Annotated in this window: 18 protein-coding genes, 1 tRNA gene and 1 pseudogene; 5 read left to right on the top strand and 15 right to left on the bottom strand. The window is 41.7% G+C overall.

What is annotated here, in order from left to right:
* From DCK90_RS11955 to DCK90_RS11915, 9 genes and pseudogenes are all read right to left on the bottom strand, one after another.
* A pseudogene (locus DCK90_RS11955) lies at positions 1-2,119 on the bottom strand (hypothetical protein); the annotation flags it as partial.
* 319 nt (positions 2,120-2,438) lie between these two features.
* Positions 2,439-4,586, bottom strand: coding sequence for a DUF5723 family protein (locus DCK90_RS11950; RefSeq protein ID WP_108246442.1), 2,148 nt, complete (start codon positions 4,584-4,586; stop codon positions 2,439-2,441).
* Between the two features lie 579 nt (positions 4,587-5,165).
* A complete protein-coding gene (locus DCK90_RS11945; RefSeq protein ID WP_108246441.1) occupies positions 5,166-5,495 on the bottom strand; it encodes a YegP family protein in 330 nt (109 codons plus the stop codon).
* A 162-nt stretch (positions 5,496-5,657) separates the two neighbouring features.
* On the bottom strand, positions 5,658-6,857 hold the full coding sequence (locus DCK90_RS11940) for a glutamate-5-semialdehyde dehydrogenase (protein WP_108246440.1): 1,200 nt from the start codon (positions 6,855-6,857) through the stop codon (positions 5,658-5,660).
* A gap of 5 nt (positions 6,858-6,862) precedes the next feature.
* Positions 6,863-7,633, bottom strand: coding sequence for a glutamate 5-kinase (gene proB / locus DCK90_RS11935; RefSeq protein WP_108246439.1), 771 nt, complete (start codon positions 7,631-7,633; stop codon positions 6,863-6,865).
* Positions 7,634-7,636: 3 nt separating this feature from the next.
* Positions 7,637-8,443 carry a pyrroline-5-carboxylate reductase gene (proC, locus tag DCK90_RS11930; RefSeq protein ID WP_108246438.1) on the bottom strand — a complete coding sequence of 269 codons (807 nt, stop codon included), beginning with the start codon at positions 8,441-8,443 and terminating at the stop codon, positions 7,637-7,639.
* A 42-nt stretch (positions 8,444-8,485) separates the two neighbouring features.
* A complete protein-coding gene (locus DCK90_RS11925) occupies positions 8,486-8,677 on the bottom strand; it encodes a hypothetical protein (RefSeq protein WP_108246437.1) in 192 nt (63 codons plus the stop codon).
* Positions 8,678-8,708: 31 nt separating this feature from the next.
* Complete coding sequence (rpsU, locus tag DCK90_RS11920) at positions 8,709-8,906, bottom strand: 30S ribosomal protein S21 (protein ID WP_014033016.1); 198 nt, start codon at positions 8,904-8,906, stop codon at positions 8,709-8,711.
* Positions 8,907-8,914: 8 nt separating this feature from the next.
* Complete coding sequence (locus DCK90_RS11915) at positions 8,915-9,358, bottom strand: GNAT family N-acetyltransferase (RefSeq protein WP_108246436.1); 444 nt, start codon at positions 9,356-9,358, stop codon at positions 8,915-8,917.
* 638 nt (positions 9,359-9,996) lie between these two features.
* On the opposite strand from DCK90_RS11915, the gene DCK90_RS11905 reads away from it, so the two are divergent.
* Together DCK90_RS11905 and DCK90_RS11900 are read left to right on the top strand one after the other, a co-directional pair.
* The gene (locus tag DCK90_RS11905) at positions 9,997-10,740 is read left to right on the top strand and encodes a ferritin-like domain-containing protein (RefSeq protein ID WP_108246434.1); all 744 of its coding nucleotides are present in this window, start codon (positions 9,997-9,999) and stop codon (positions 10,738-10,740) included.
* Between the two features lie 21 nt (positions 10,741-10,761).
* Positions 10,762-11,592 (top strand): ferritin-like domain-containing protein, encoded by an 831-nt coding sequence (locus DCK90_RS11900; RefSeq protein ID WP_108246433.1) that lies wholly within the window; start codon positions 10,762-10,764, stop codon positions 11,590-11,592.
* Positions 11,593-11,705: 113 nt separating this feature from the next.
* Here the strand turns inward: DCK90_RS11900 and DCK90_RS11895 are convergent.
* The 5 genes from DCK90_RS11895 to DCK90_RS11875 form a co-directional block, all read right to left on the bottom strand.
* Positions 11,706-11,779: transfer RNA gene (locus tag DCK90_RS11895), tRNA-Asp, on the bottom strand.
* A gap of 125 nt (positions 11,780-11,904) precedes the next feature.
* The gene (locus DCK90_RS11890) at positions 11,905-12,834 is read right to left on the bottom strand and encodes a DUF58 domain-containing protein (protein ID WP_108246452.1); all 930 of its coding nucleotides are present in this window, start codon (positions 12,832-12,834) and stop codon (positions 11,905-11,907) included.
* Positions 12,835-12,918: 84 nt separating this feature from the next.
* Positions 12,919-13,236, bottom strand: coding sequence for a thioredoxin (gene trxA / locus DCK90_RS11885; RefSeq protein ID WP_108246432.1), 318 nt, complete (start codon positions 13,234-13,236; stop codon positions 12,919-12,921).
* Positions 13,237-13,338: 102 nt separating this feature from the next.
* The gene (gene dnaE, locus DCK90_RS11880; protein ID WP_108246431.1) at positions 13,339-17,724 is read right to left on the bottom strand and encodes a DNA polymerase III subunit alpha; all 4,386 of its coding nucleotides are present in this window, start codon (positions 17,722-17,724) and stop codon (positions 13,339-13,341) included.
* 149 nt (positions 17,725-17,873) lie between these two features.
* Complete coding sequence (locus DCK90_RS11875) at positions 17,874-18,329, bottom strand: ferritin-like domain-containing protein (protein ID WP_108246430.1); 456 nt, start codon at positions 18,327-18,329, stop codon at positions 17,874-17,876.
* A 264-nt stretch (positions 18,330-18,593) separates the two neighbouring features.
* On the opposite strand from DCK90_RS11875, the gene DCK90_RS11870 reads away from it, so the two are divergent.
* Positions 18,594-19,166, top strand: a complete 573-nt coding sequence (locus DCK90_RS11870; protein ID WP_108246429.1) for a 30S ribosomal protein S16 — start codon at positions 18,594-18,596, stop codon at positions 19,164-19,166.
* A 12-nt stretch (positions 19,167-19,178) separates the two neighbouring features.
* Positions 19,179-19,706: a ribosome maturation factor RimM gene (gene rimM, locus DCK90_RS11865; RefSeq protein ID WP_108246428.1), complete on the top strand. Its 528-nt coding sequence runs from the start codon at positions 19,179-19,181 to the stop codon at positions 19,704-19,706.
* A 54-nt stretch (positions 19,707-19,760) separates the two neighbouring features.
* Here rimM and DCK90_RS11860 read toward each other — a convergent pair whose 3' ends face one another.
* On the bottom strand, positions 19,761-20,336 hold the full coding sequence (locus DCK90_RS11860; RefSeq protein WP_108246427.1) for an outer membrane beta-barrel protein: 576 nt from the start codon (positions 20,334-20,336) through the stop codon (positions 19,761-19,763).
* Positions 20,337-20,527: 191 nt separating this feature from the next.
* Here DCK90_RS11860 and DCK90_RS11855 point away from each other — a divergent pair, with 191 nt between their 5' ends.
* Positions 20,528-21,238: a tRNA1(Val) (adenine(37)-N6)-methyltransferase gene (locus tag DCK90_RS11855; RefSeq protein ID WP_234414752.1), complete on the top strand. Its 711-nt coding sequence runs from the start codon at positions 20,528-20,530 to the stop codon at positions 21,236-21,238.
* Positions 21,239-21,255: the final 17 nt, after the last annotated feature.

Raw genomic sequence — 21,255 nt, 5'->3', positions numbered from 1 at the left:
ATGAATCGTCATCGTTCCAGGCACCCCCGTTATCGGGCGTGCCGCCAAGAGCGCCGAACAGGTCCGTTGCGGCCCCTGTGCCCGTGCAGATGGCTATGACGCCATTTTCGCCTGCGTCCGGAGCTGTGTTGATGTCCACTTTAAAGCTTACTTCATCAAAACAATTGGGAGCTCCACCTGTTTCATCATAAGCGTAAAGTGTGATGCCGTTTGTGATAATATCTCCTGGAAGATATTTTGTTCCACCGCTGCTAGGACCTCCAGAAGCATCATAATAGGCTTCATTCCCAGTAAGATTTGTACCATTAATCGAAGGAAGCTCATATGATTCACAATCTGTTACATTATCAATAGAATCTAGTATAGGGGCTTCTTGTTCATAGCCAATGGTAAAAACTTCAAGATGGTTGAAGGTTACATTATCAAAATATACATTACCTGAACCATCTACGCTTGTAGCAGTTACACGCGTTATAGTACCAGTTGTAAAGTCACCATCGGTGTCGGTATCGATAAGAAGTTTCAGGTCACATGCATTGGTCAAAATATCAGAGCCAGAAAGGTCTACACGAACACTTACATTGGTGATTGGATTAGTACCGGCCGATCGTACTGCTTGAACTCTCCATTCACGACCCAGTCTCTTAATGATATCGGTGGGCAATTCTGAGGCTATTTCATTGATGGTAGCATCGTTGTTTCCCCATATTAAATAGTTATGTCTATAACTATAAAATGAAAAACCATCTACTTCGGTCCTTGACAAATCTAAATTATCAGTGCTGAAATCAGTATTTGTAGAAATGGTAACGATAGCATCAGCATTGGCACTTTTTGAGATTCGCTGATCTTGGTTATAACGTAGATCGATGGTCCCAGCATTTGCATTATCGTGGTATTTATCCTTACCTATACCTGCGATATCATGCTTATAGGTTGGGTCCACTTGCCAGATAACAGTTCCGTCGGCGGCAAGGTAATTATAGCCATCATTTCCATTTATGCTTCCTAGAGGACCTCCAGCATTGAGAGTGATACCGTATTTAATGGCAAGATAGCTTTCAACCTTCTGCCTTTCAAGGTTACCAAGGGCAAGATCTGCAACCAAGACTTCGGCTATATCTCCCGTGAGATTCCTATTTGGATCGTTACTATTAAAATGTTTGCCCAAACGATAAAACTCAAAGAGTTCATTTTCTGCTAGGATATGAGTACGTGGGTCAGAAAACTCTAATATTCCATTCGCGTAGGCTGTCAACGTTTCGGAACCAAGTGTTGCCGATCTTACCAGTGTACCTATGGCCGGTTCTCCTTGAAGATCTATAGTTCCACTTTGATAATACGGGGGGCCTCCCGGCCCATCATCACCTCTCCATGTTCTTCCCACAGATATTGTATTACCGTCGGATATTCCTAATGAAAGGTTTGTTTTCCAATTATCCACAACGCCGGAAACATGCTGTACATCCACGTCTCCCCCAAAGAGCAATCGTTGGGTCTCTGCGGAGTTCCCAGCGCCCAATGCCTTGAAAACCACAAAAACCGTAAGATCTTCACGATTGACCATTCTAAAGTGTAGGGCTTGTCCGTTACCACTTCCATCGAATTGGACAACTGGATTAAAATTGATGTTGTCTATGTTGTTTCTTCGCAAAGTGGGTAGTCCAGGAATGGAGCCTGCTGGGGTGAGGAACAGGGGGTAAGTTACCCCACTATTGGGCAAGTTATAGTCAAAACCATGGTTTGGGGGTGGGGCCAAGGGATCTAAACTATAATTGGCGGGCAATGGATGGGGAACTGCATTTTGTTGGGAATTGTATACAATATCGTACCAAATGTTCACAGGTGTTCCGTCCGCAGGTGGAGCTGGATTGGGATCGGCAAAGGGGATTCCGTCCGTTGGGGAATTTATCCCTTTCCCGGCCCTGAACCAGGTGTCGATTTCATCAGTCTGGGCAGATATTTGTCCACTACTAAACAGAATTAATAGCAGCGCCAACCACTTTGTTGGTGTGTTGAATACCAAATATTTTTGATTTTGGAATATGTTATAGGGCTTATTTTGCACTTGAAATAATTTCAATGCATGGAAAATGGAACTAAGTAGAAGTTTAGTCATAAGAGTTAAGTTTTACTAAGATTTCTTGGTGGGGCCGATCAAGAAATAGATTTGGTAGTATAAATTAAAGGACTAATTAGATAAGAATTAGGCATGAATTCACCTATGGTGGGTTCCAATTGACGGATGCCCCATTTGGATCAATGAGTGAAAAAAGCACTTATTGCTAAAAACCTGATTTTTGTAAGATTTTACTTGTTTAAATAAAAGATCCGCCAAGATACACTTGGCGGATCTGCCATCCCGATTATTTAAGAACAACTGAGTTACACCAAACCTTTGCTCTATGAATCAAATTGAAAATATGGGTAGGATGGTTTTATTTAATCAAATTGATTTCTACTCGTCTGTTTTGTTGTCTTCCAAGTTTTGTTGAATTCGATGCAATTGGTTTATCTTCTCCGTAACCAATAGCAGATAATCTGCTGCCGGATATTCCTTCGTTGATCAAGAAATCGCGTACGGAGTTGGCCCTAGCTTCCGATAGGTTTTGGTTAGTGGTGTTACTGCCCACACTATCGGTATGTCCTTCCACGGTAAACTTGGCATTTGGATATTCATTCAATATTTGGAGGATATCGACCATCACGGAAACGGATTCCGGCTTGATGGTAGCTTTTCCGGTATCGAACAGAATAGTTCTAGCGTAATCGTTCAACTGTTTTTGAACTTCGGCGGTTACTTCCGGGCAACCATTGTTGGCTACGGTGCCTGCAACTTTTGGACATAGGTCGTCCACATCGGGAATGGTGTCGCCATCGGTATCGGGGCATCCGTTGTATTCGATTGTTCCAGGTGTTTGGGGGCAACGGTCGTTTCGGTCTTCGATACCATCTGAGTCGGTGTCGGGACATCCGTTAAATTCTTTGAGTCCTGCGACTTCTGGACATTCATCGTCCTTGTCCAAAATACCATCTTCATCGGTGTCTTTCCAAGGGCATCCGTTGTTTTCTTCAGGCCCGGCAACTTCTGGACAATCATCATCTTTATCCAAAACCCCGTCTTCATCGGTATCTTCCCATGGGCAACCTTGGTTTTCCACTGGCCCAGCAATTTCGGGACATCTGTCCTCTTGGTTGATGATGCCATCATTGTCCTTATCCTTCAATTTATTATGATAAAGAGGAACTTTAAGTCCTGCATAAAGGTCCAGAGCTTTGGTGTTTTCGCCCACCAGAGAAGATAGGATGGACCCAGAACCTAAATAAATGGGCCCCAATCTTAATCCGGCTCCCCACTGAAACGTACCCCCTTCAATAATGCTCAAAGGTGAATAAACAGCCAACCAAGTGGTTTCGAATCTAGGTGTGAGTCTATATTGATTAATGATTCGGCCAATATTGACACCGTTTTTAGGAGTCAAGGACATATCCCCGTTAAAGTTCATATATAGTTTGGAAGCTACGTTCCAATCCACATTGGTGTGCAATGCAGTTGGAAGGGTATAACTTACGGACGTTCTTTCTCCGATTATTTCAAAATTGTCGATGAGGGCTTCTTCTAGCACATCGCCATCAAAATTATTGGCATCTTGGGTTTTGTTCAAGTTATATATCCTGTCAATGCCATCTACATTACCAATTGTTCCTATATCGGTAACTGAAATGCCAAGTTTTACTTTGTATTTGTTCACCCCACGATTGACCACGGTTGTACCATCACTCTTTAATTTAGTGAATTCGGCGTGGTTGGGACGCCATTCATATACAAACCCTAGGTCTGCTCCAAGGCCATTACCTGCGCCAGATTCGAATACATTTCCCAAATTTCCCTCTTCACTCACTTCTCCCGTACTGCCGTAACGTAGCTCTCCGGTGGTAGTAACTTCTTCGGTGGTGGAATTATAATCTACAGAAATGTCCGTGCCGTTTATATATGCATTGGCTAGACCTTGAATATACTTGACCGATACACCTCCTTTAAGGAAATGCTCCTTGTCATCTAGAAGAACACGTGCATAGGTTGCTCCAATTTCGCCCCACGCACTAAATGAACTTGACATATCATCTTCAACAAGGGAAAAATCCTCACCTTCGTCGTAACCACCTTCTTTTTCCAAAAGGTTCCCGTTGATATCGTTTACGGAGAAGATACCCCTTCCTCTTGTGAAAATGGCCAACGAGTGTTTTTTGCTCATACTTAGCATTACCGATGGACCCATTACATCCACGTTAAAGGCTAAAAAGTTATTGTTTGTCGGGAATGTTTCGGCGTTATCAAAAGCTTCACTTGCATTACCAAAGGCATCACCTAGGTTAAAGCCTATGTAATCGTTCGCATAAAGTGCGCTAAAGCCAAAAATGTTCACATCCATTTTAAGGTTGGAGTCGGCAATGTTGGCCGGGTTGGAAATTATTCCATGTACACCATTGTAATTGTCCTCCAAAAAGCCTACGTAAGATTGTGCAGATAGCACGTACGTGAATAAGAGTAGGACCAAACTCAGGAAAGTATTCTTTGAAATCATGTTTTTAAATTTTTAAGACCTGAAAAGGGCAAGGGTTATTAATTTTTATTTTGAATCGATTCCAAAGAGAATACATATGAATGGATTTTGAAGGGACCAATGCATGGATGAGGGTTTTGAATTGACGGATGGGCTAGTTGAGTTTATCTAGGTTTTTTTGAAGCCCCTTTTTTTGCCGAAATATGAGGTCTTCATGGTTATCTGAACAAACAAATAATTCTCTGGATTAATAAATTATGGAGAGGGGGTAGGTTCTAAATAAAAAAACCATTACAACCAAGGAACTTTTGTAGTTCCTTGGCGTAACGGAAACCTCAACTAAACTAAACACTTTTATGACCAACAGTCGTCAAAAGTGAATTGCTATCTGTGCATGCGTTAAATTGACCTTGCTTATCAATATGCACTAACGCTATTGCATGACAAACATAGAATCAATAAATGGGATTTAAGGTGCCCAATTAACGAATGGCCTGTTTGAACCAATGAATGGCCCATTTGAATTGGTGGATGAAAGTTTGGCATAAAAAAAACAGCCCTTTCAGGCTGTCTTAATCGTTGTAAAATGATACCAGTTTTTTAGGAAATTTCTTCCACTGATGCGTCTGGAGCATTTTTTTTGACGGATGCAATGCCATTTTCCATAGCAGAATCGCTGGAATACATTTCGCTATTTCCGATAACTTGTCCGTTGGATGCTTTTAGGTTAAAGTAAGGACTGCCGTCTTTCGCTGTGTTTCTTTCAAAATTATCATCGTCCTGTGAATGTTTTTTTACAGATTCGATACCATTTTCGCAAGCAGATTTGGTGGTGTACCCTTGACTGCTCAAAATAACTTGGCCATTTCCAGCTTTTAAATTAAACCTGAACTTTCCGGCTTTATCCGTGTTAATCTCAAATTTTCCCATATTTTATATATTTTAAGTAATAAATCTAGAGATTTTCTTAAAAAACTACCAATAAATACCTTGAAATTTGATAATAAAATAAAGTTTCAGACCTTGCTGGATGGACATTATGAAAAAAAGGAGACCAGTGGCCTCCCTTTGTAGTTTGATATAGTATATAGGTTATACCCTGATTTGCCCATCGCCAAATACATAGTATTTGTTGGTAACTAATTGCTTCAGTCCCAATGGGCCTCGATGGTGCAATTTGTCCGTACTGATTGCCAGCTCGGCACCAACGCCCATTTGTCCACCATCGGTGAAACGGGTGGATGCGTTTTGGTATACCGCAGCACAGTCCACATTTTCCATGAACGTTTTGGCTACGCTATTGTTCTCCGTCATTATGGATGCTGAGTGCCCTCCAGAGTTCTTGTTGATTTTATCCATAGCCTCTTCGATATTGTCGATGGCACCAATTACACACTTCATGGCCAAAAACTCTTCTTGCCAAATGGATTCATCTGTAATGGTATCCTCATTCGTCAATGTTTTTTTGACTTCATCGTCCACAATTATGGATACATTGTTGGCCGTAAGTACTTGCTGTAATTCCTTCAGCTTGTCCTCATAACCATCAATTTGAGTGTCTATTAAAATTTTGTCCAAGGCATTACAGGCCGAAATCTTGTGGGTTTTTGCATTTAAAATCACTTTTAAACTTTTTTCCCAATCGGCCTCTTTGTGCACATATAGGAAATTGTTTCCCCTACCACTGATCAACACTGCGCATTTGGCATGTTCTTTTACGAAAGCGATTAAACGCTCACCTCCACGGGGCACGATAAGGTCCAAATCTTGGTCAGGGTTCCTTAGGAACTCCTGCGTTTGGGTCCTGTCCATCTCCATAAACTGGATATAATCTTTGGATAGACCATTTTCGGTCAAGGCTTGATGCCAGAACTTAACCAAGGCCTTGTTGCTATGGTAAGCTTCCTTACCTCCCTTTAGCAATATTTTATTATTGGCCTTAAATGCAAGTACGGCTGCCTCAATGGTTACATCGGGGCGAGACTCGTAAATAATCATTATCGTACCAAAAGGTGCCGTCCTGTTGATGATTTTGAGCCCGTTGTCCAATTCCCTTGTGGAGATTTCTTTGTTAACGGGATCATCTTGCACGCGAACTTCTTTTACGGCCTGAATCATTTGGTCCACTTTCTTTTGGTCCACCACCAAACGATCGTACAACGCCTGATCATCGCGGTTGAATGCGTCTAGATCTTTTTTGTTTGCTTGGAGCAATTCGTCCCGATTTTCATCAAGGATCCGCTCCATATCTTGTAATACTTTATTTTTTAAATCTGTTTTTAATAATTTCATTGTTGTTATTTTGAAACTTCTGTTCCTACGTTCTTTCCTTCTACAACATCCAAGATTACGTTATCTCGTTTACCGTTTACAATGTAGGATGGAATATCGGCTGCTGCTGCTTTTTGGGCATAGTTTAATTTTGATCCCATGCCACCGCGGCCTTCGCCTTCTTGTTTGTTTCCTTCTTCTATATATTTATCCAAGTCTTCTTTTGGTTCGACCTTGTCGATTACCTTGGAATCGGCTTTTTCTGGATGTCCATCGTAAAGGCCATCAATATCCGTCATTAAGATAAGTCTGTCTGCCTTCATCAGTTGTGCCAGCAAGGTGGCCAATTCATCATTGTCCGAAAACATGGACATGGATACGGAAACGGCATCATCCTCATTGGCTATCGGGATAACTCCTTCGGAAAGGAGTCCTTCCAAGCAATTGATCATGTTGTCTCGGTGCACACCAGGATTAAAATCCCTTTTTGTTGGGAGCACTTGGGCACACTTCATTCCGTAATCGTTGAATATGTTATAATAATGCCTCATCATTCTGGGTTGCCCAATGGCGGAATATACTTGCCTACGTTGGGTCTTATCCTTTATTTTGGCTTTTCCCAGAACCTCTTTACCGGCGATTACCGATCCAGAGGAGACCAAAATGGTCATGATGTCCCGTTCGTAAAGCTCTGCAATTTGTTGTACCAAATTGTTGAGCACTGGTCTTACAATTCTGTTGTCTTTGTTGGTCATCACATTTGTACCTACTTTGATGACCACTAGTTCTTTATACATGTTTTAGTATTCTTCGCCTAGTTCCACAGCTCTACCGAATGCTGCAAAGGCGGCTTCTTTGATTAATTCGTTTACATTATTGTCTTCCATGGAGTCCAAGGCGGCCCTGGTGGTTCCTCCTTTGGAGGCTACCATCTCCATCCAGGTATCGGGGTTTAGATTGTTCTGGTTGAACAACTCCACGGCACCTGTAAAGGTTTGGCTCACGAGTACTTTGGAAACATTTTCGGAGAATCCCATTTGTAGTGCGGCTTCCATCATACTTTGCATGAAGTAGAAAACATATGCTGGTCCACTTCCGGAAATTCCGGTGGATGCATCAATATATTTCTCACTTTTTACCCTGAGGGATTTTCCGGTGGTATCCAATAGGCCTTCAACCATAAAAAGTTCCAATCGGGAAACTTCCTCGGCGGACACGTAGCTGGTCAAACCTTTACCAACTTGAGCTGGTAAATTGGGCATGGCCCTTACCACTTTTTTTATACCAAGTGATTCTTGTATAAAATTGATGGTAACCCCTGCCATAATGGATATGAACAATTGTTCTGGGTTTACCAAGGATTTCATGCGTTGGAAAAGCTCTTCGGCATGATAGGGTTTTACGGCCAAAAAGATGATATCCGCTTGAGGAACACAATCTTCGATTTTGTCTATGGCATCGAAATAGGCGATTTTACCAACTTCTTCCAATTTTTCCTTTGACTTGTCCAGCACCATGATGTTGCGTTTTTTCAACAGTTTGGATTTAGACATACCTGTGGCATAGGTAAGCCCCATGTTACCTGCGCCAATAACCAATACTTTCATTGTTTATATTAAAGGGTTATATAATAAATTATGATGATCTTATTATGATAATACATTGCATTCTTTGCAGTCTTTGACCTTACCGTAATAGGTTGAACGGTACTTGTGCAAAGTGCGGACGGGAAGCCCCATAATGTACCTTTTTATGTAGGTGACACGGGTGGTAAGCTCTCCCATTTTAACGCTATAGCGTTTTTCATATCTGGTTTCCCTTTTAATTCTAGAAAGTCTCATTTTTTTGTTATTGATACTTTAATTTTAGATGTTATTGGTCTTCCTGTTCGTTCAGGAATTGTTCTTTGTATTGTGCCTTTTTAAGTGTTTTTCGGCGTTCTACTGATTTTTTTGTGTATTCTTGACGGCTTCGTATTTGGTCCAAACGCTTTGTATTTCTGTACTTTCTTTTATAGCGTTTTAGAGCCCTTTCAATACTTTCGCCTGGCTTAACTTCAATTTTTAACATATAATGGTTTATCTGTTCAATCTCATTTCTAAATGGGTTGCACGGAACCCTTTTTCTTCAAAAAATTTTTTGTTCGGATATTGGTTTTCACCTGTAATGTGAACGGCAACGTCCCCTTTGCAATATTGGAGGGTATAATCCAATAATTTTTGCTCTATATCATTGTTCCTATGGTCTCTGTGAATCACAAAGAAGACCAAAAAATTTTCGGGGATATAATCTCCCATACCTGTTTTGTTCACCACTGCCAAACCTAAAATTTCATTTTTATCCTCCATGGCGAACACATATCCGCCAAGGCCGGGAATATCTTTGGTAGAATATTGTATGGCCTTTCTAATGGCTTTTTTTGTAGCTCTCTTGCCTTCTTGGTGGTCAAAGAGAAAATTGGCGAACCGGTCGGCTTCCATGGTAGAAAGCCTTGTATAGGCATCGTAGGTCTTAATTACCATGCTTTTGTTTTGAACGATAACGGATTAATTTTTAAGTTTTTAGTTTAGTTAAAGCTTCGATTAGGGCTAAATGGAAAAGGATGGACGAAAGGTCCTTAAGTTCCCATAGTAATAGGGTCTACTTCCCGGGTGAAGGGAAGGTAATTAAAAGGTAGGCGGAATGAACTTATCTGGCTGGTTTCTGAATACCAGATAATTAAAACTTAGGATTCTACAGTTTTTTCTCTCGTGGAGCTTGACGTTCATCGATACAAAGGTAAGAAAATCAGGCCTTAAATCCCAATAATACAAGAGGTTTATGTTAGCTATAACGTTATAGGTGTCGGGTTTTATATAATGAAAGATGTATATTTTTTTACCATATACCGAGATTTCCATACATCAGGGCTGAAGACATTCAATTTAATTAAAAGATATGTCTATTGGATTGTAATATATTTATAAATCAAATACTTACAGAAGTATGTTTAAAATTCAGGTAATGTAGATTTTTATACTTCTTTTTAATTTTTCCTGCGTTTTGAGTTAAAAAACAAGAAGATTTCAAAGCTTTCACATTTTTTTAACATTTAAGACCAAACCACTTCTCATATACCTCGTAAGTAGGATCGTATTAACCTTTTAAAACAATTCGCCTTATGAGAAAAAGTATAGTCAAAGTAAAACCGGTAGAAAAGGCAACAAACCGCCGCCAGTTTCTAAAATTGGGAGGTATGGGAGTTGTTGGAGCTGGTCTTTTGGTGGCCTGTAGCAACGATGACAATGGAATGGGAATGATGCCGGACCCAGACCCAAATCCAAATCCAGATATTTTTGATCTTGGTCAAGGAGATTTGGGTGTCCTTAATTATGCATATGCACTGGAACAGTTGGAAGCTGATTTTTACACCAAGGTCGTAAATTCCTTTTATGCGAACATATCCGATGAGGAAATGCAAGTGTTGACAGACCTTTATTATCATGAAGTAAACCATAGGGACTTTTTTAAGACAGCTATTACTGCAGCCGTAGAGGGTAATACTGAGTTGGTACTTCCTACACTGGAATTTGATTATGGTGATTTGGATTTCAATAACAGGGAGCAAGTGCTTACCACTGCAAGTGTATTGGAAGATACTGGAGTGGCAGCCTACAATGGTGCAGGCCGTCTGATCAGCAACCCTGGATATCTGCTATTGGCAGGGAAGATTGTATCTGTAGAGGCGAGGCATGCTTCCGCAATTCGGACACTGCTTAACCCAGGTTCCACAGATTTCGCCGGAGATGATTATGTAACTACGGACACCGGACTTGCAGCAGCTTTGGACCCATCGGTGGTTCTTTCCGCAGTAGGAGATACGGGATTCATACAGACTCCTTTCACAGCAAACAATTTACCTTAAACTTTAAAAAAGATATACAATATGGATATTATAAAATTTTTGGACGGATTTACTAATGAAACCCTATTGGAGGGCAAGCCATCGCGCCGGGACATGTTCGGTACCTTAGGTTCGCTTGGTAAAAAGGCAATGTTAAGTGCAATTCCCTTTGGATTGGCCACAATGCCAAATAAAACCTTTGCACAAGATTCAGGAAGCGACCCGGTAAGTGCATTGCAATTGGCATTGACCTTGGAGTATTTGGAGGACGAGTTTTATGATTTGGCCCTTCAATCCGGAGTATTGCCAAGTGGTAGGCCAGAAACAGTTTACATGCAAATTTCAAAGCACGAACAAGCACATGTTGATTTCCTGATTGCAGGATTGGAAGGTGCAGGAGTTACCCCGGTAGAAAAACCTACTTTCGATTTTACCGCTGGAGGTGCTTTTGACCCGTTCAATGAGAACGGCGTAGGTCAAGAAACCGCTTATGCTCAATTATTGGCACTCGCCCAAGCGTTTGAAGATACTGGGGTAAGGGCCTACAAAGGGCAGGCTGGTAATTTGTTGGGGTCTGACTTCTTGACTCCTGCTTTGCAGATACATGCCGTAGAAGCCATGCACGCCTCTGAAGTAAGAAGATTGAGAGGTCTTAAAGGCTGGATTACCAACAATGAGCGTGGCGCCGGTATGCCTGAAGCTACACAGGCTGTATACAATGGTGAGGAAAATGTAGTTCAGGGAGGTGTGGACGTAACCACATTGGGAAGCGGCCCTTCATTTAGCATGGAAGCATCCACTGAAGCATATGACGAAGCATTATCAGGAGATGATGCAGTTGCCATCGCCAGTCTCTTTATTGTTTCTGAATAATAAAGTTGTACTGATAGAAAGTAAGTCCCTGTTGCCTTAGTAATGGGGACTTTTTTATTGAAATAAAGCAAAGGTGTAAAACCAAAAAAGCTCCGATTTCTCGGAGCTTTTTGCGGTCTGGACGGGACTCGAACCCGCGACCCCCTGCGTGACAGGCAGGTATTCTAACCAACTGAACTACCAGACCAATGATTTTATCTTTCTAGACTCCGACAACAGTCGGATTCAAATCTTGTTCATTTGCTTTTTTAAAGCGAGTGCAAATATACATTCTCATTTCGGATATGGCAAAACATTTTTTTAAAAAAATAATTAACCGAATTTTTGCCTCTCTATCATAAACGAGTTCAATACTTGGGAAAAGCCGGATCGAACATCTACGCCCACATACTTTATTTGGTATTGGGCACATTTTAGTTTGAGATCCTTCTGATATTTTAGCACTTTTTCTGAATATGCTTTCTTAATGGAATCGGCATACAAATCTATCTGTTCACCCGTTTCCACATCCACAAAACGTTTGGGCGTATTGTCAAAATTAAAGTTGAGTTCATGCTCTTTATCTAAAAGATGGAAAAGAACTACCGAATGTTTGTTGTATTTGAGATGGCGCAAGGCCTCGAAAAGTTTTTCCTCCTCGGTTTCTGTCTGAAACATATCGGTAAAGAGAAAAATCAAGCTCCTTCGATGTATTTTTTCTGCTATTTGATGCAGGAATGTGTAGGTTTTGGTCTCTTTGGTATTTGTTTTATGCGCTGCTACCTCATTTAGTTTGGAATACAGCATTTGAAAATGGCGTTCACTGTTCTTTTCCGAAGCATGAAAATCATACGTGTCAGAATAAATGCTGAGACCCACTGCATCCCGTTGTTTTTTCAAAACCTGCATCAAAGCGGCAATGGAAAGTATCCCAAAACTAATTTTATTGAGGTGGTCCAAGGAATATTCCTTCACCTCCGGATAGTGCATGGAGGCCGAGTTGTCCAAAATCATATGGCAGCGCAGGTTGGTCTCGTCCTCAAAACGTTTGGTGTACAGGCGGTCCGTCCGGGCAAAGAGCTTCCAATCGATGTGTTTGGTGCTCTGTCCGGGGTTGTAAATCTTATGTTCGGCAAACTCTGCCGAAAATCCATGGAACGGACTTTTGTGAATGCCGCTGATAAACCCCTCCACAATTTGATGGGCCAAAAGCTCCAAGTTTTGGAAAAAGGTGGCTTTACTGAGTTCCGATCGTACGTCCATAAACTGATTTCTGAAAGACAAGATATAATAAAAAAGGTTTGACATTTGCCAAACCTTTTTTAAAATCTAATTCCAAGTTTTGTTTTACAGTGCTGCATCAATAGCATCTGTATAGGTTTTTTTAGGAGATACACCTACTTGACGGTTTACAACTTCACCATCTTTAAAAACCAAAACAGTAGGGATGTTACGTACGCCGTATTTAGCAGCAAACTGTTGGTTTGCATCAACATCAACTTTACCAACAACAGCTTTGCCATCGTATTCTTGTCCTACTTCTTCAATGATTGGACCTACCATTCTACAAGGCCCACACCATGCTGCCCAAAAATCGACTAGGACAGGCTTGTCACTTTTTAAAACAACTTCGTCAAAAGTCGCATCTGTTATTTCTAGTGCCATCTTATTTGTTTTAATATTATGCAAAGTTAGTCAAATAATGCCCATCTAACTTACATAGGGCGTATTCGTTTTAATTATTGCGCTATTGACAATAATTATGGTCTAATTCAACTTGTAATGAATCTCATGTGCTTCCAGTTCGGAAAGTAACTCGCTGTTTATCTTTACCTTTTGTTTTCGGCTCGATAGTTTGAGTTTGATTTCCTCTTGCATCTCATAAATTACAAAACTTATCGGATGGTCCCCCTTATGCAATGTTAAAGTGTCCTTAAGTGTTTTGATGCGTTGCTCTTGCAGGCGATCTATATTCAGTTTGATGGTGAGCTTTTTGGCAAAGGCATCCATTACATCCTGAAGCTGTTTAAAATCGTTGAACTGAAGCCTTGGGTCACCTTTTTTGCCCGTATCCCGGTTTACCCAGCCTTCACGAACGAACGCTCGCACATGTACGAAAGAATTGATCATTAAAAAGTGACGGAACTTTAAATACTCCTCTCCAAAAATCCGTAATTCGTAGGATTCATTATAATCTTCCAATGTAAAGAGGCCCCAGCCTTTACCGTTTTTGGAAACGCGGTGCTGAACATCGGTAATGACCCCGGCGACTGTGAGTTCACGATTTACATGCTCTTCCAATCGGGCGAAATCGCTAACGGTATTTTTACAGAAAGCCTTGATTTCTTTTTTGAAATCGTCCAATGGGTGGCCTGAAATATAAATACCGACCACTTCCTTTTCGCGACGGAGCTTTTCCATGGTGCCCCATTCCTCACAAGGAGGAACAATGGGCTCTGGAATCTGTACATCGCTCGCTTCGCCAAAAAGGCTTACTTGTGACGAATTTTGGTTCTCTTGGAACTTGGAACCGTATTTTACCGCTTTTTCTAAAAAAGTAATGCCGTCTCCTTCATCATGAAAGTATTGTGCTCGGTGTGTATTTCCGAACGAATCGAAACCACCTGCCAATGCTAGGTTCTCGAAAGCTTTTTTATTGGCCGCCCGCAGGTCGACCCTTTTTGCCATGTCAAAGATGGATCTATATGCTCCCCCGTCTTTGCGGTTTTCAACTATGGTTTCCACAGCAGAGCGTCCCACGCCTTTTATGGCCCCCATACCAAAACGTACCGCATTGTCCTTGTTTACAGCAAATTTATAGTAGGATTCGTTGACGTCCGGCCCCAAAACTTCCAGTCCCATCCGTTTACATTCTTCCATAAAGAAGGTGACCTGTTTGATGTCGTTCATGTTGTTGGACAACACTGCTGCCATGTATTCGGCAGGGTAGTGGGCCTTTAGATAAGCTGTTTGATAGGCGATGTAGGCGTAACAGGTAGAGTGACTTTTGTTGAATGCATAGGAGGCAAATGCTTCCCAATCCTTCCATATTTTTTCCAGAACATCCCGTGGGTGTCCATTTTTTTCGCCACCATCCAGGAACTGTGGTTTTAGCTTTTCCAGCAGGGCAAAAATCTTTTTACCCATGGCTTTTCGAAGTACATCCGCATCACCTTTGGAGAAACCGGCCAATTTTTGCGAGAGCAACATCACCTGCTCTTGGTATACCGTAATCCCGTAGGTTTCTTGTAGGTACTCTTCCATGTCCGGAAGGTCATAGGTTATTTCTTCATCACCATGTTTACGTGCAATAAAACTGGGAATGTATTCCATGGGACCGGGGCGGTAGAGGGCGTTCATGGCGATAAGGTCATCAAAAACCGTAGGTTTCAGGTTTTTCATGTGTTTCTGCATCCCTGGGGATTCGTACTGGAACACCCCTACTGTTTCACCTCGTTGAAAAAGCTCGTATGTTTTTTCATCATCCAACGGAAAATCATCGGGGACCAACTCTATTCCTGTTCTTGCTTTTACAATTTTGACGGTGTCCTTGATCAGGGTCAAGGTTTTCAATCCCAAGAAATCCATTTTCAACAGACCGGCACTTTCCACCACCGAGTTGTCGAACTGGGTAACGTACAGGTCGGAATCCTTGGCGACAGAAACGGGTACGAAGTTGGTAATATCGTCCGGGGTGATGATGACCCCGCAGGCATGGATTCCTGTATTTCGCAGCGAACCCTCGAGAACACGAGCCATTTTTAAGGTTTGTCCTTCTAGATCATCGGTTTCGGCTATATTGAGAAGCTCGTATACTTTTTCGAGTTCCTCGGAACGGAACTTCTTTTTAAGTTCGTTCTCCTCAACGCCAAATATCTTGTTGAGCTTGGACATGTTGGGAATCAACTTGGCAATACGGTCGGCATCGCCCAAGGGCAAATCCAAAACCCGGGCGGTATCCCGAATGGATGATTTGGCGGCCATGGTACCGTAAGTAATGATTTGCGCCACTTGGTTTGCACCATATTTATTGATCACGTAGTCCATTACTCGGCTACGGCCCTCATCATCAAAATCAATATCGATATCGGGCATGGATACCCTGTCCGGATTTAGGAACCGCTCAAAAAGTAGGTCATACTTCATGGGGTCGATATTGGTAATCGTCAAGCAATATGCAACTACAGACCCAGCGGCAGAACCCCTTCCCGGACCTACGGAAACATCCATGTTCCTTGCTTCACGGATAAAGTCTTCCACAATCAAAAAGTAACCTGGATATCCGGAGTTTTTAATGATTTCCAGCTCAAAGTCTATCCGCTCCCGAATTTCATCGGTCAGTTCTCCATACCGTTTTTCGGCACCTTTATAGGTAATGTGCCTTAAGTAGGCGTTCTCACCACGGTTGCCTCCATCTACATCGTCTTGTGGGTCCTTGAATTCCTCGGGAATACTGAATTTGGGCAGCAAAATATCACTGGCAAGGTCGTACGGCTCGATTTTGTCCACGATTTCCTTGATGTTCAATATGGCTTCGGGCAAATCTTTGAAGAGTTCCTTCATTTCGTCCGAAGACTTAAAATAGTACTCTTGGTTAGGCAGTCCGTAACGATAACCTCGTCCGCGACCAATGGGTGTGGATTGTTTTTCGCCATCTTTTACACACAGTAGAATATCGTGTGCTTCGGCATCTTTTTTATCGCAATAATAGGTGTTGTTGGTGGCAACAAGTTTTACGTTATGGTCTTTCGCCATTCGTACCAAAACTTGGTTGACCCGATCTTCATCCTCTTGACCGTGACGCATGATCTCAATGTAGAAATCGTCACCGAACTGTTCTTTCCACCACAGAAGTGCTTCTTCTGCTTGGTTTTCCCCAACGTTCAGGATTTTGTTGGGCACTTCGCCATATAGGTTTCCGGTAAGGGCAATTACATCTTCCTTGTATTGCTCAATCACCTTTTTATCGATTCTGGGCACGTAATAGAAACCATTGGTATACGCAATGGAGGACATTTTGGCCAAGTTGTGGTAGCCTTTTTTGTTTTTGGCCAATAGCACAATTTGATGTCCGTAGTCCTTTACGTTTTTATTGGTGTGGTCTTCGCAAACGAAGAATTCACAACCAACGATGGGGGTAATTTCTTTCTCGGTAGGTTCTTCGCCATTGGCGACAAGTTCTTCGTTCTTGGCCTTTGCCGCTTTGTTGTGCCCCATCACTTCTTTCACAAAGTGAAAGGCGCCCATCATATTGGCGTGGTCAGTAAGGGCAACGGCAGGCATGCCATGATTGGCAGTGGCCTTTACCAAATCTTTTATGTTGATGGTGGACTGGAGTACCGAAAACTGGGAGTGGTTGTGCAGGTGAACAAAGGGTTCGTCCTCCAAAGTTTCCACATTCTCTTTGATTTCCGCGTCGGAAACCCCACCGGTATCTTCGGCCCAAAGGGCATCGGCAATTTTTTTTGATGCTGCCTTTAGGTTGATGTGCTTTAGCCCGATGAGCTCTATCTCCTGCGGATTGGCCTCGGAGAAACGCTCAAAATAATCGGGTTGCACATCCAGTTCTTGATAGGAATATTGTTTTTTACGGACCAGTTCCAAAAAACAGCGCGTTGTGGCTTCCACATCCGCCGTGGCGTTGTGCGCTTCGGCAAAGGGCTCGCCGAACAAGAATTCGTGCAGTTCGGTTAGGGTGGGCAATTTGAATTTACCGCCACGTCCTCCCGGTATTTTACAAAGCTCTGCGGTGTGCTCGGTACAGGTATCGAGAACTGGGAGTTCGGTCAAAGGACTTTCCACACTTTCCCGGTGGAACTCGCATCCCATAATGTTGATATCGAACCCCACATTTTGACCCACCACAAATTTGGTCTGTTGCAAAGCTTTGTTGAAAGCTTCCAAAACCTCGCTTAAAGGCACGCCTTTTTCTTCAGCCAGTGCGGTGGATATGCCATGTATCTGTTCCGCTTCATACGGGATGTTGAAACCTTCGGGCTTTACCAAAAAGTCTTGGTGCTCTATCAGATTGCCGAGTTCATCATGCAACTGCCAAGCTATCTGAACGCATCTGGGCCAGTTGTCAGTATCGGTAATCGGGGCGTCCCAGCGTTTGGGCAAACCAGTGGTTTCCGTGTCAAAAATCAAGTACATAGGCTATCTGTATCTGTCAAAAAAAGAATAGATAAAATTACGGAAGAAGATAGATTTGGAGAAATAGAGTTTTTAGGAGTTATCAACTAAAAAAAGCCGGGAATATATCCCGACTTTTTTCCGCTGATTGTATCTATTAACTTTTGGAATTATGATACTGCTGTTTCAAAAATGTTTGCCGTTTCCAAGGTGTTTCTGATGGCATTTCTATGCTTCATCAACAAACTTTCCGTGGTTGGTGGCAACACAAAATCTTTATCCTGAAGAATATCGTTGTAAGTTTCTATCGCTTCTTTTTCTCCGCGATGTACTTCTTCTAACATTGCTTCTTCATTGTTGGAAGAGAAAACGGATTTAAAATTGATCCATGATCTGTGGATACTGCCTTTAGTGCTTCCACTATCTTCTGGTTGTTCTCCAAACGACATAATCTCAGCTTTGAGCTCTTTTCCAAAATTTTCACGTTGATTGTGGCTATCCAAGAAAAATTGCTTGATAGTTTTATTATCTACCTTATCAGCTGCTTGTTTAAATCCTTTTTCAGCATCATAGGTTCTTTCCAAAAGTTCATTTAATTTGTACGACATTTCTACTGTATACTTCATAATCTCTCTTCATTTTAGGTTAATGGTCATCGTTTTTCGATGACTTCTATATTTAAACTAAGGGTTAACATGCTCAAAACCAAAAATAGAGGAGGGTTTAAAATAGGTTTAACGGAAGGACCGTCAGTTGTTAAAGCCATTTAACTTTTTTTGGTTTAATTACTGTGCTATAAACAAATAAGTGTATATTTGCACCCGCTTAACGGATAAGCGAATAAAAAAGAATTAATAATCAGGGTCGGGCACCCTACAAATTAATGTGATATGCCAGTAAAAATTAGACTTCAGAGACACGGTAAAAAAGGTAAACCATTCTATTGGGTAGTTGCTGCCGATGTTAGAGCAAAAAGAGACGGTAAGTTTTTGGAAAAATTGGGTACATACAACCCAAATACCAATCCAGCTACAATCAATCTAGATGTTGATGGTTCCGTAAAATGGTTGCAAAACGGTGCGCAACCTACAGATACTGCAAGAGCAATCCTTTCTTATAAAGGTGTTTTGTTGAAGCATCACTTGTTGGGCGGTGTTCGCAAAGGAGCATTGACCGAAGAGCAAGCTGAAGAAAAATTCAACGCTTGGTTGGAAGAGAAAGAGCAAAAAATCCAAGATAAGAAAGATGGATTGAGCAAGGCCGATGCAGAGGCTAGAGCAAAAGCCTTGGAAGCTGAAAAAGAGGTTAACGAGAAGAGAGCTGCCGCTGCACTACCTGAAGAGGAAGTAGCAGAGGAGGCTGCTGAAGAAACAGCTGCTGAAGCTTCAACCGAGGAAACTACTGCAGAAGCACCTGCTGAGGAAGCTCCTGCCGCTGAAGAAGCTGACAAAAAAGAAGAATAGAAACGTTAGGCGATGCGCAAGGAAGACTGTTTCTACCTGGGCAAAGTCGTTTCAAAATATAGTTTTAAGGGCGAGGTGTTGGTTAAATTGGACACCGATGAGCCCGATATCTACGAAAATATGGAATCAGTGCTTGTTTCTTTTGGAAACAACCTGATTCCATTTTTTATTGATAGATGCCGATTGCACAAATCCAATTTGCTCCGCATCGATTTTGAAGAGGTTAAGGACGAATCCAGTGCCGATAATATTGTCGGTTCGGAACTTTATCTACCACTTACCATGCTGCCGCCGCTAAAGGGAAACAAGTTTTATTTCCATGAAGTAATCGGTTTTACCGTTATGGATGAGGTCCACGGTGATATTGGTATCATAGAATCCGTGAACGATAGTGCTTCTCAAGATTTATTTGAAATCAAGAAAGGGGATAAGGAGTTATTGATTCCCGTTAGTGATGACATTATTATCAAAGTGGATAGGGAAAATAAAACCATCCATGTTAAAACTCCCGAAGGTTTGGTAGATTTATATTTGGGATAAAATAAAAAGGAGGCAAAATAGCCCCCTCTTCACTTAACAAAACTCGACGAAATTTTATTTTTTCCACTTGCCACCACCTAGGTAGAATCCTAGAGATATGCCCAAGTAGGAGTTTTTTACTTCAATGCCTTCTCCTAGATCAGACTTGCCGATAAGGTTATAACTTGCAGCTAAACGTAGTTTACCAAGCTCAAAACCTGCACGGATAAGCCCTCCAAACTTTCCATCCAACTCAATTTCTTCACTGTCAGGGCCTGATTCATCAAAATCTATATTGGCTATGGAGCTATATCCAATTCCAGCACCCATAAATGGGGCAAAGGAAGAGCTTCCAGAGGTAAAATAATAGTCAAAAGTACCTGAATAGGTTCCGCTTGCGGCCAAACTAGCCTCTAAAGATACTCCATCAGAAGTTACATTTTTGGCCATGGCAGCAGATTCAAATCGAAGACCAATGTTCATGTTGTCGGCGATATTGTACTTTGGTTCAATAGCTATCAATACTCCGCCTCCACCATCTGGCATTGTGTAACCCAAGTCTAACCCAACACGGAATTTACCTTCTTCTTGTGCCTGTGAAACTTGTGCTACGGCAAACATAAGTAGTAGTGAAAATAAGATTTTCTTCATAATCATAAAAAAGTTTAAATAATTTGGTAATGATTTTATCGGGGACTATCCCCTTTAGTTGTAGGCTAATTAACCATATTCATTTGATTTGCAAACGGTAGAATTAACGAATGCCCTGTTTGAACTAACGAATGCCCTGTTTCAATTGATATTTGTAAATCAGGTACATGTATTGCTTTATCTTTGATGCAATGAAACCATTCAAATTCAAAGAATTTACTATCCATCAAGACCAATGTGCCATGAAGGTCGGTACCGATGGGGTATTGTTGGGCGCTTGGGCATCTTTGCACAATTATCCTGAATCCATTTTGGATATAGGAGCAGGGACCGGACTTATTGCACTGCAACTTGCCCAACGTTCGGTGGCCGAGACTATAGATGCCATAGAGCTTGACGATGACGCTTATGAACAGTGCGTCTACAATTTTGAGGCTTCCCCGTGGGGAGACAGACTGTTCTGTTATCATGCGGGTTTTGATGAATTTGTGAATGAAATGGACGACAAATATGATTTGATTGTTTCCAATCCACCATTTTATACTGAAGAAGTGGCCAGTAGCAGCCAATCCCGGGACAGTGCAAGGCAAAATAGTTCGCTTCCTTTTGAGGAATTAGTTCAAGGGGTATCCCATTTTTTGACTGACAATGGCATTTTTTCGGTTATCATCCCTTTTAAGGAAGAAGATTCATTTATCGCCTTGGCCAACAAGGTAGGATTGTTTCCGATGAGAATCACAAGGGTAAAAGGTAATCCTGATTCGGATTTTAAACGGAGTTTGATGGAGTTCAACTTCAATAAAAAGGAGACCGTCATTGATGATTTGGTTATTGAGACAGCAAGACATCAATACACCGAGGAATACATCAAATTAACGCAAGCATTTTATTTAAAAATGTAACAATGCGTAGATGAAAT

This window comes from Muricauda brasiliensis (genome assembly GCF_003057865.1).
GTDB lineage: Bacteria > Bacteroidota > Bacteroidia > Flavobacteriales > Flavobacteriaceae > Flagellimonas > Flagellimonas chongwuensis.
This window is presented reverse-complemented; position numbering and strand designations above follow the sequence as displayed.

Coding starts and splice junctions, on each gene's coding strand:
- DCK90_RS11940 (WP_108246440.1), bottom strand. CDS start 6,857: ATGAAATTATTAAAAACAGATTTAAAAAATAAAGTATTACAAGATATG.
- DCK90_RS11945 (WP_108246441.1), bottom strand. CDS start 5,495: ATGGGAAAATTTGAGATTAACACGGATAAAGCCGGAAAGTTCAGGTTT.
- DCK90_RS11950 (WP_108246442.1), bottom strand. CDS start 4,586: ATGATTTCAAAGAATACTTTCCTGAGTTTGGTCCTACTCTTATTCACG.
- rpsU (WP_014033016.1), bottom strand. CDS start 8,906: ATGTTAAAAATTGAAGTTAAGCCAGGCGAAAGTATTGAAAGGGCTCTA.
- DCK90_RS11860 (WP_108246427.1), bottom strand. CDS start 20,336: ATGAAGAAAATCTTATTTTCACTACTACTTATGTTTGCCGTAGCACAA.
- DCK90_RS11925 (WP_108246437.1), bottom strand. CDS start 8,677: ATGAGACTTTCTAGAATTAAAAGGGAAACCAGATATGAAAAACGCTAT.
- trxA (WP_108246432.1), bottom strand. CDS start 13,236: ATGGCACTAGAAATAACAGATGCGACTTTTGACGAAGTTGTTTTAAAA.
- DCK90_RS11905 (WP_108246434.1), top strand. CDS start 9,997: ATGAGAAAAAGTATAGTCAAAGTAAAACCGGTAGAAAAGGCAACAAAC.
- DCK90_RS11870 (WP_108246429.1), top strand. CDS start 18,594: ATGCCAGTAAAAATTAGACTTCAGAGACACGGTAAAAAAGGTAAACCA.
- DCK90_RS11915 (WP_108246436.1), bottom strand. CDS start 9,358: ATGGTAATTAAGACCTACGATGCCTATACAAGGCTTTCTACCATGGAA.
- DCK90_RS11875 (WP_108246430.1), bottom strand. CDS start 18,329: ATGAAGTATACAGTAGAAATGTCGTACAAATTAAATGAACTTTTGGAA.
- DCK90_RS11855 (WP_234414752.1), top strand. CDS start 20,528: ATGAAACCATTCAAATTCAAAGAATTTACTATCCATCAAGACCAATGT.
- DCK90_RS11900 (WP_108246433.1), top strand. CDS start 10,762: ATGGATATTATAAAATTTTTGGACGGATTTACTAATGAAACCCTATTG.
- proB (WP_108246439.1), bottom strand. CDS start 7,633: ATGTATAAAGAACTAGTGGTCATCAAAGTAGGTACAAATGTGATGACC.
- dnaE (WP_108246431.1), bottom strand. CDS start 17,724: ATGTACTTGATTTTTGACACGGAAACCACTGGTTTGCCCAAACGCTGG.
- proC (WP_108246438.1), bottom strand. CDS start 8,443: ATGAAAGTATTGGTTATTGGCGCAGGTAACATGGGGCTTACCTATGCC.
- rimM (WP_108246428.1), top strand. CDS start 19,179: ATGCGCAAGGAAGACTGTTTCTACCTGGGCAAAGTCGTTTCAAAATAT.
- DCK90_RS11890 (WP_108246452.1), bottom strand. CDS start 12,834: ATGGACGTACGATCGGAACTCAGTAAAGCCACCTTTTTCCAAAACTTG.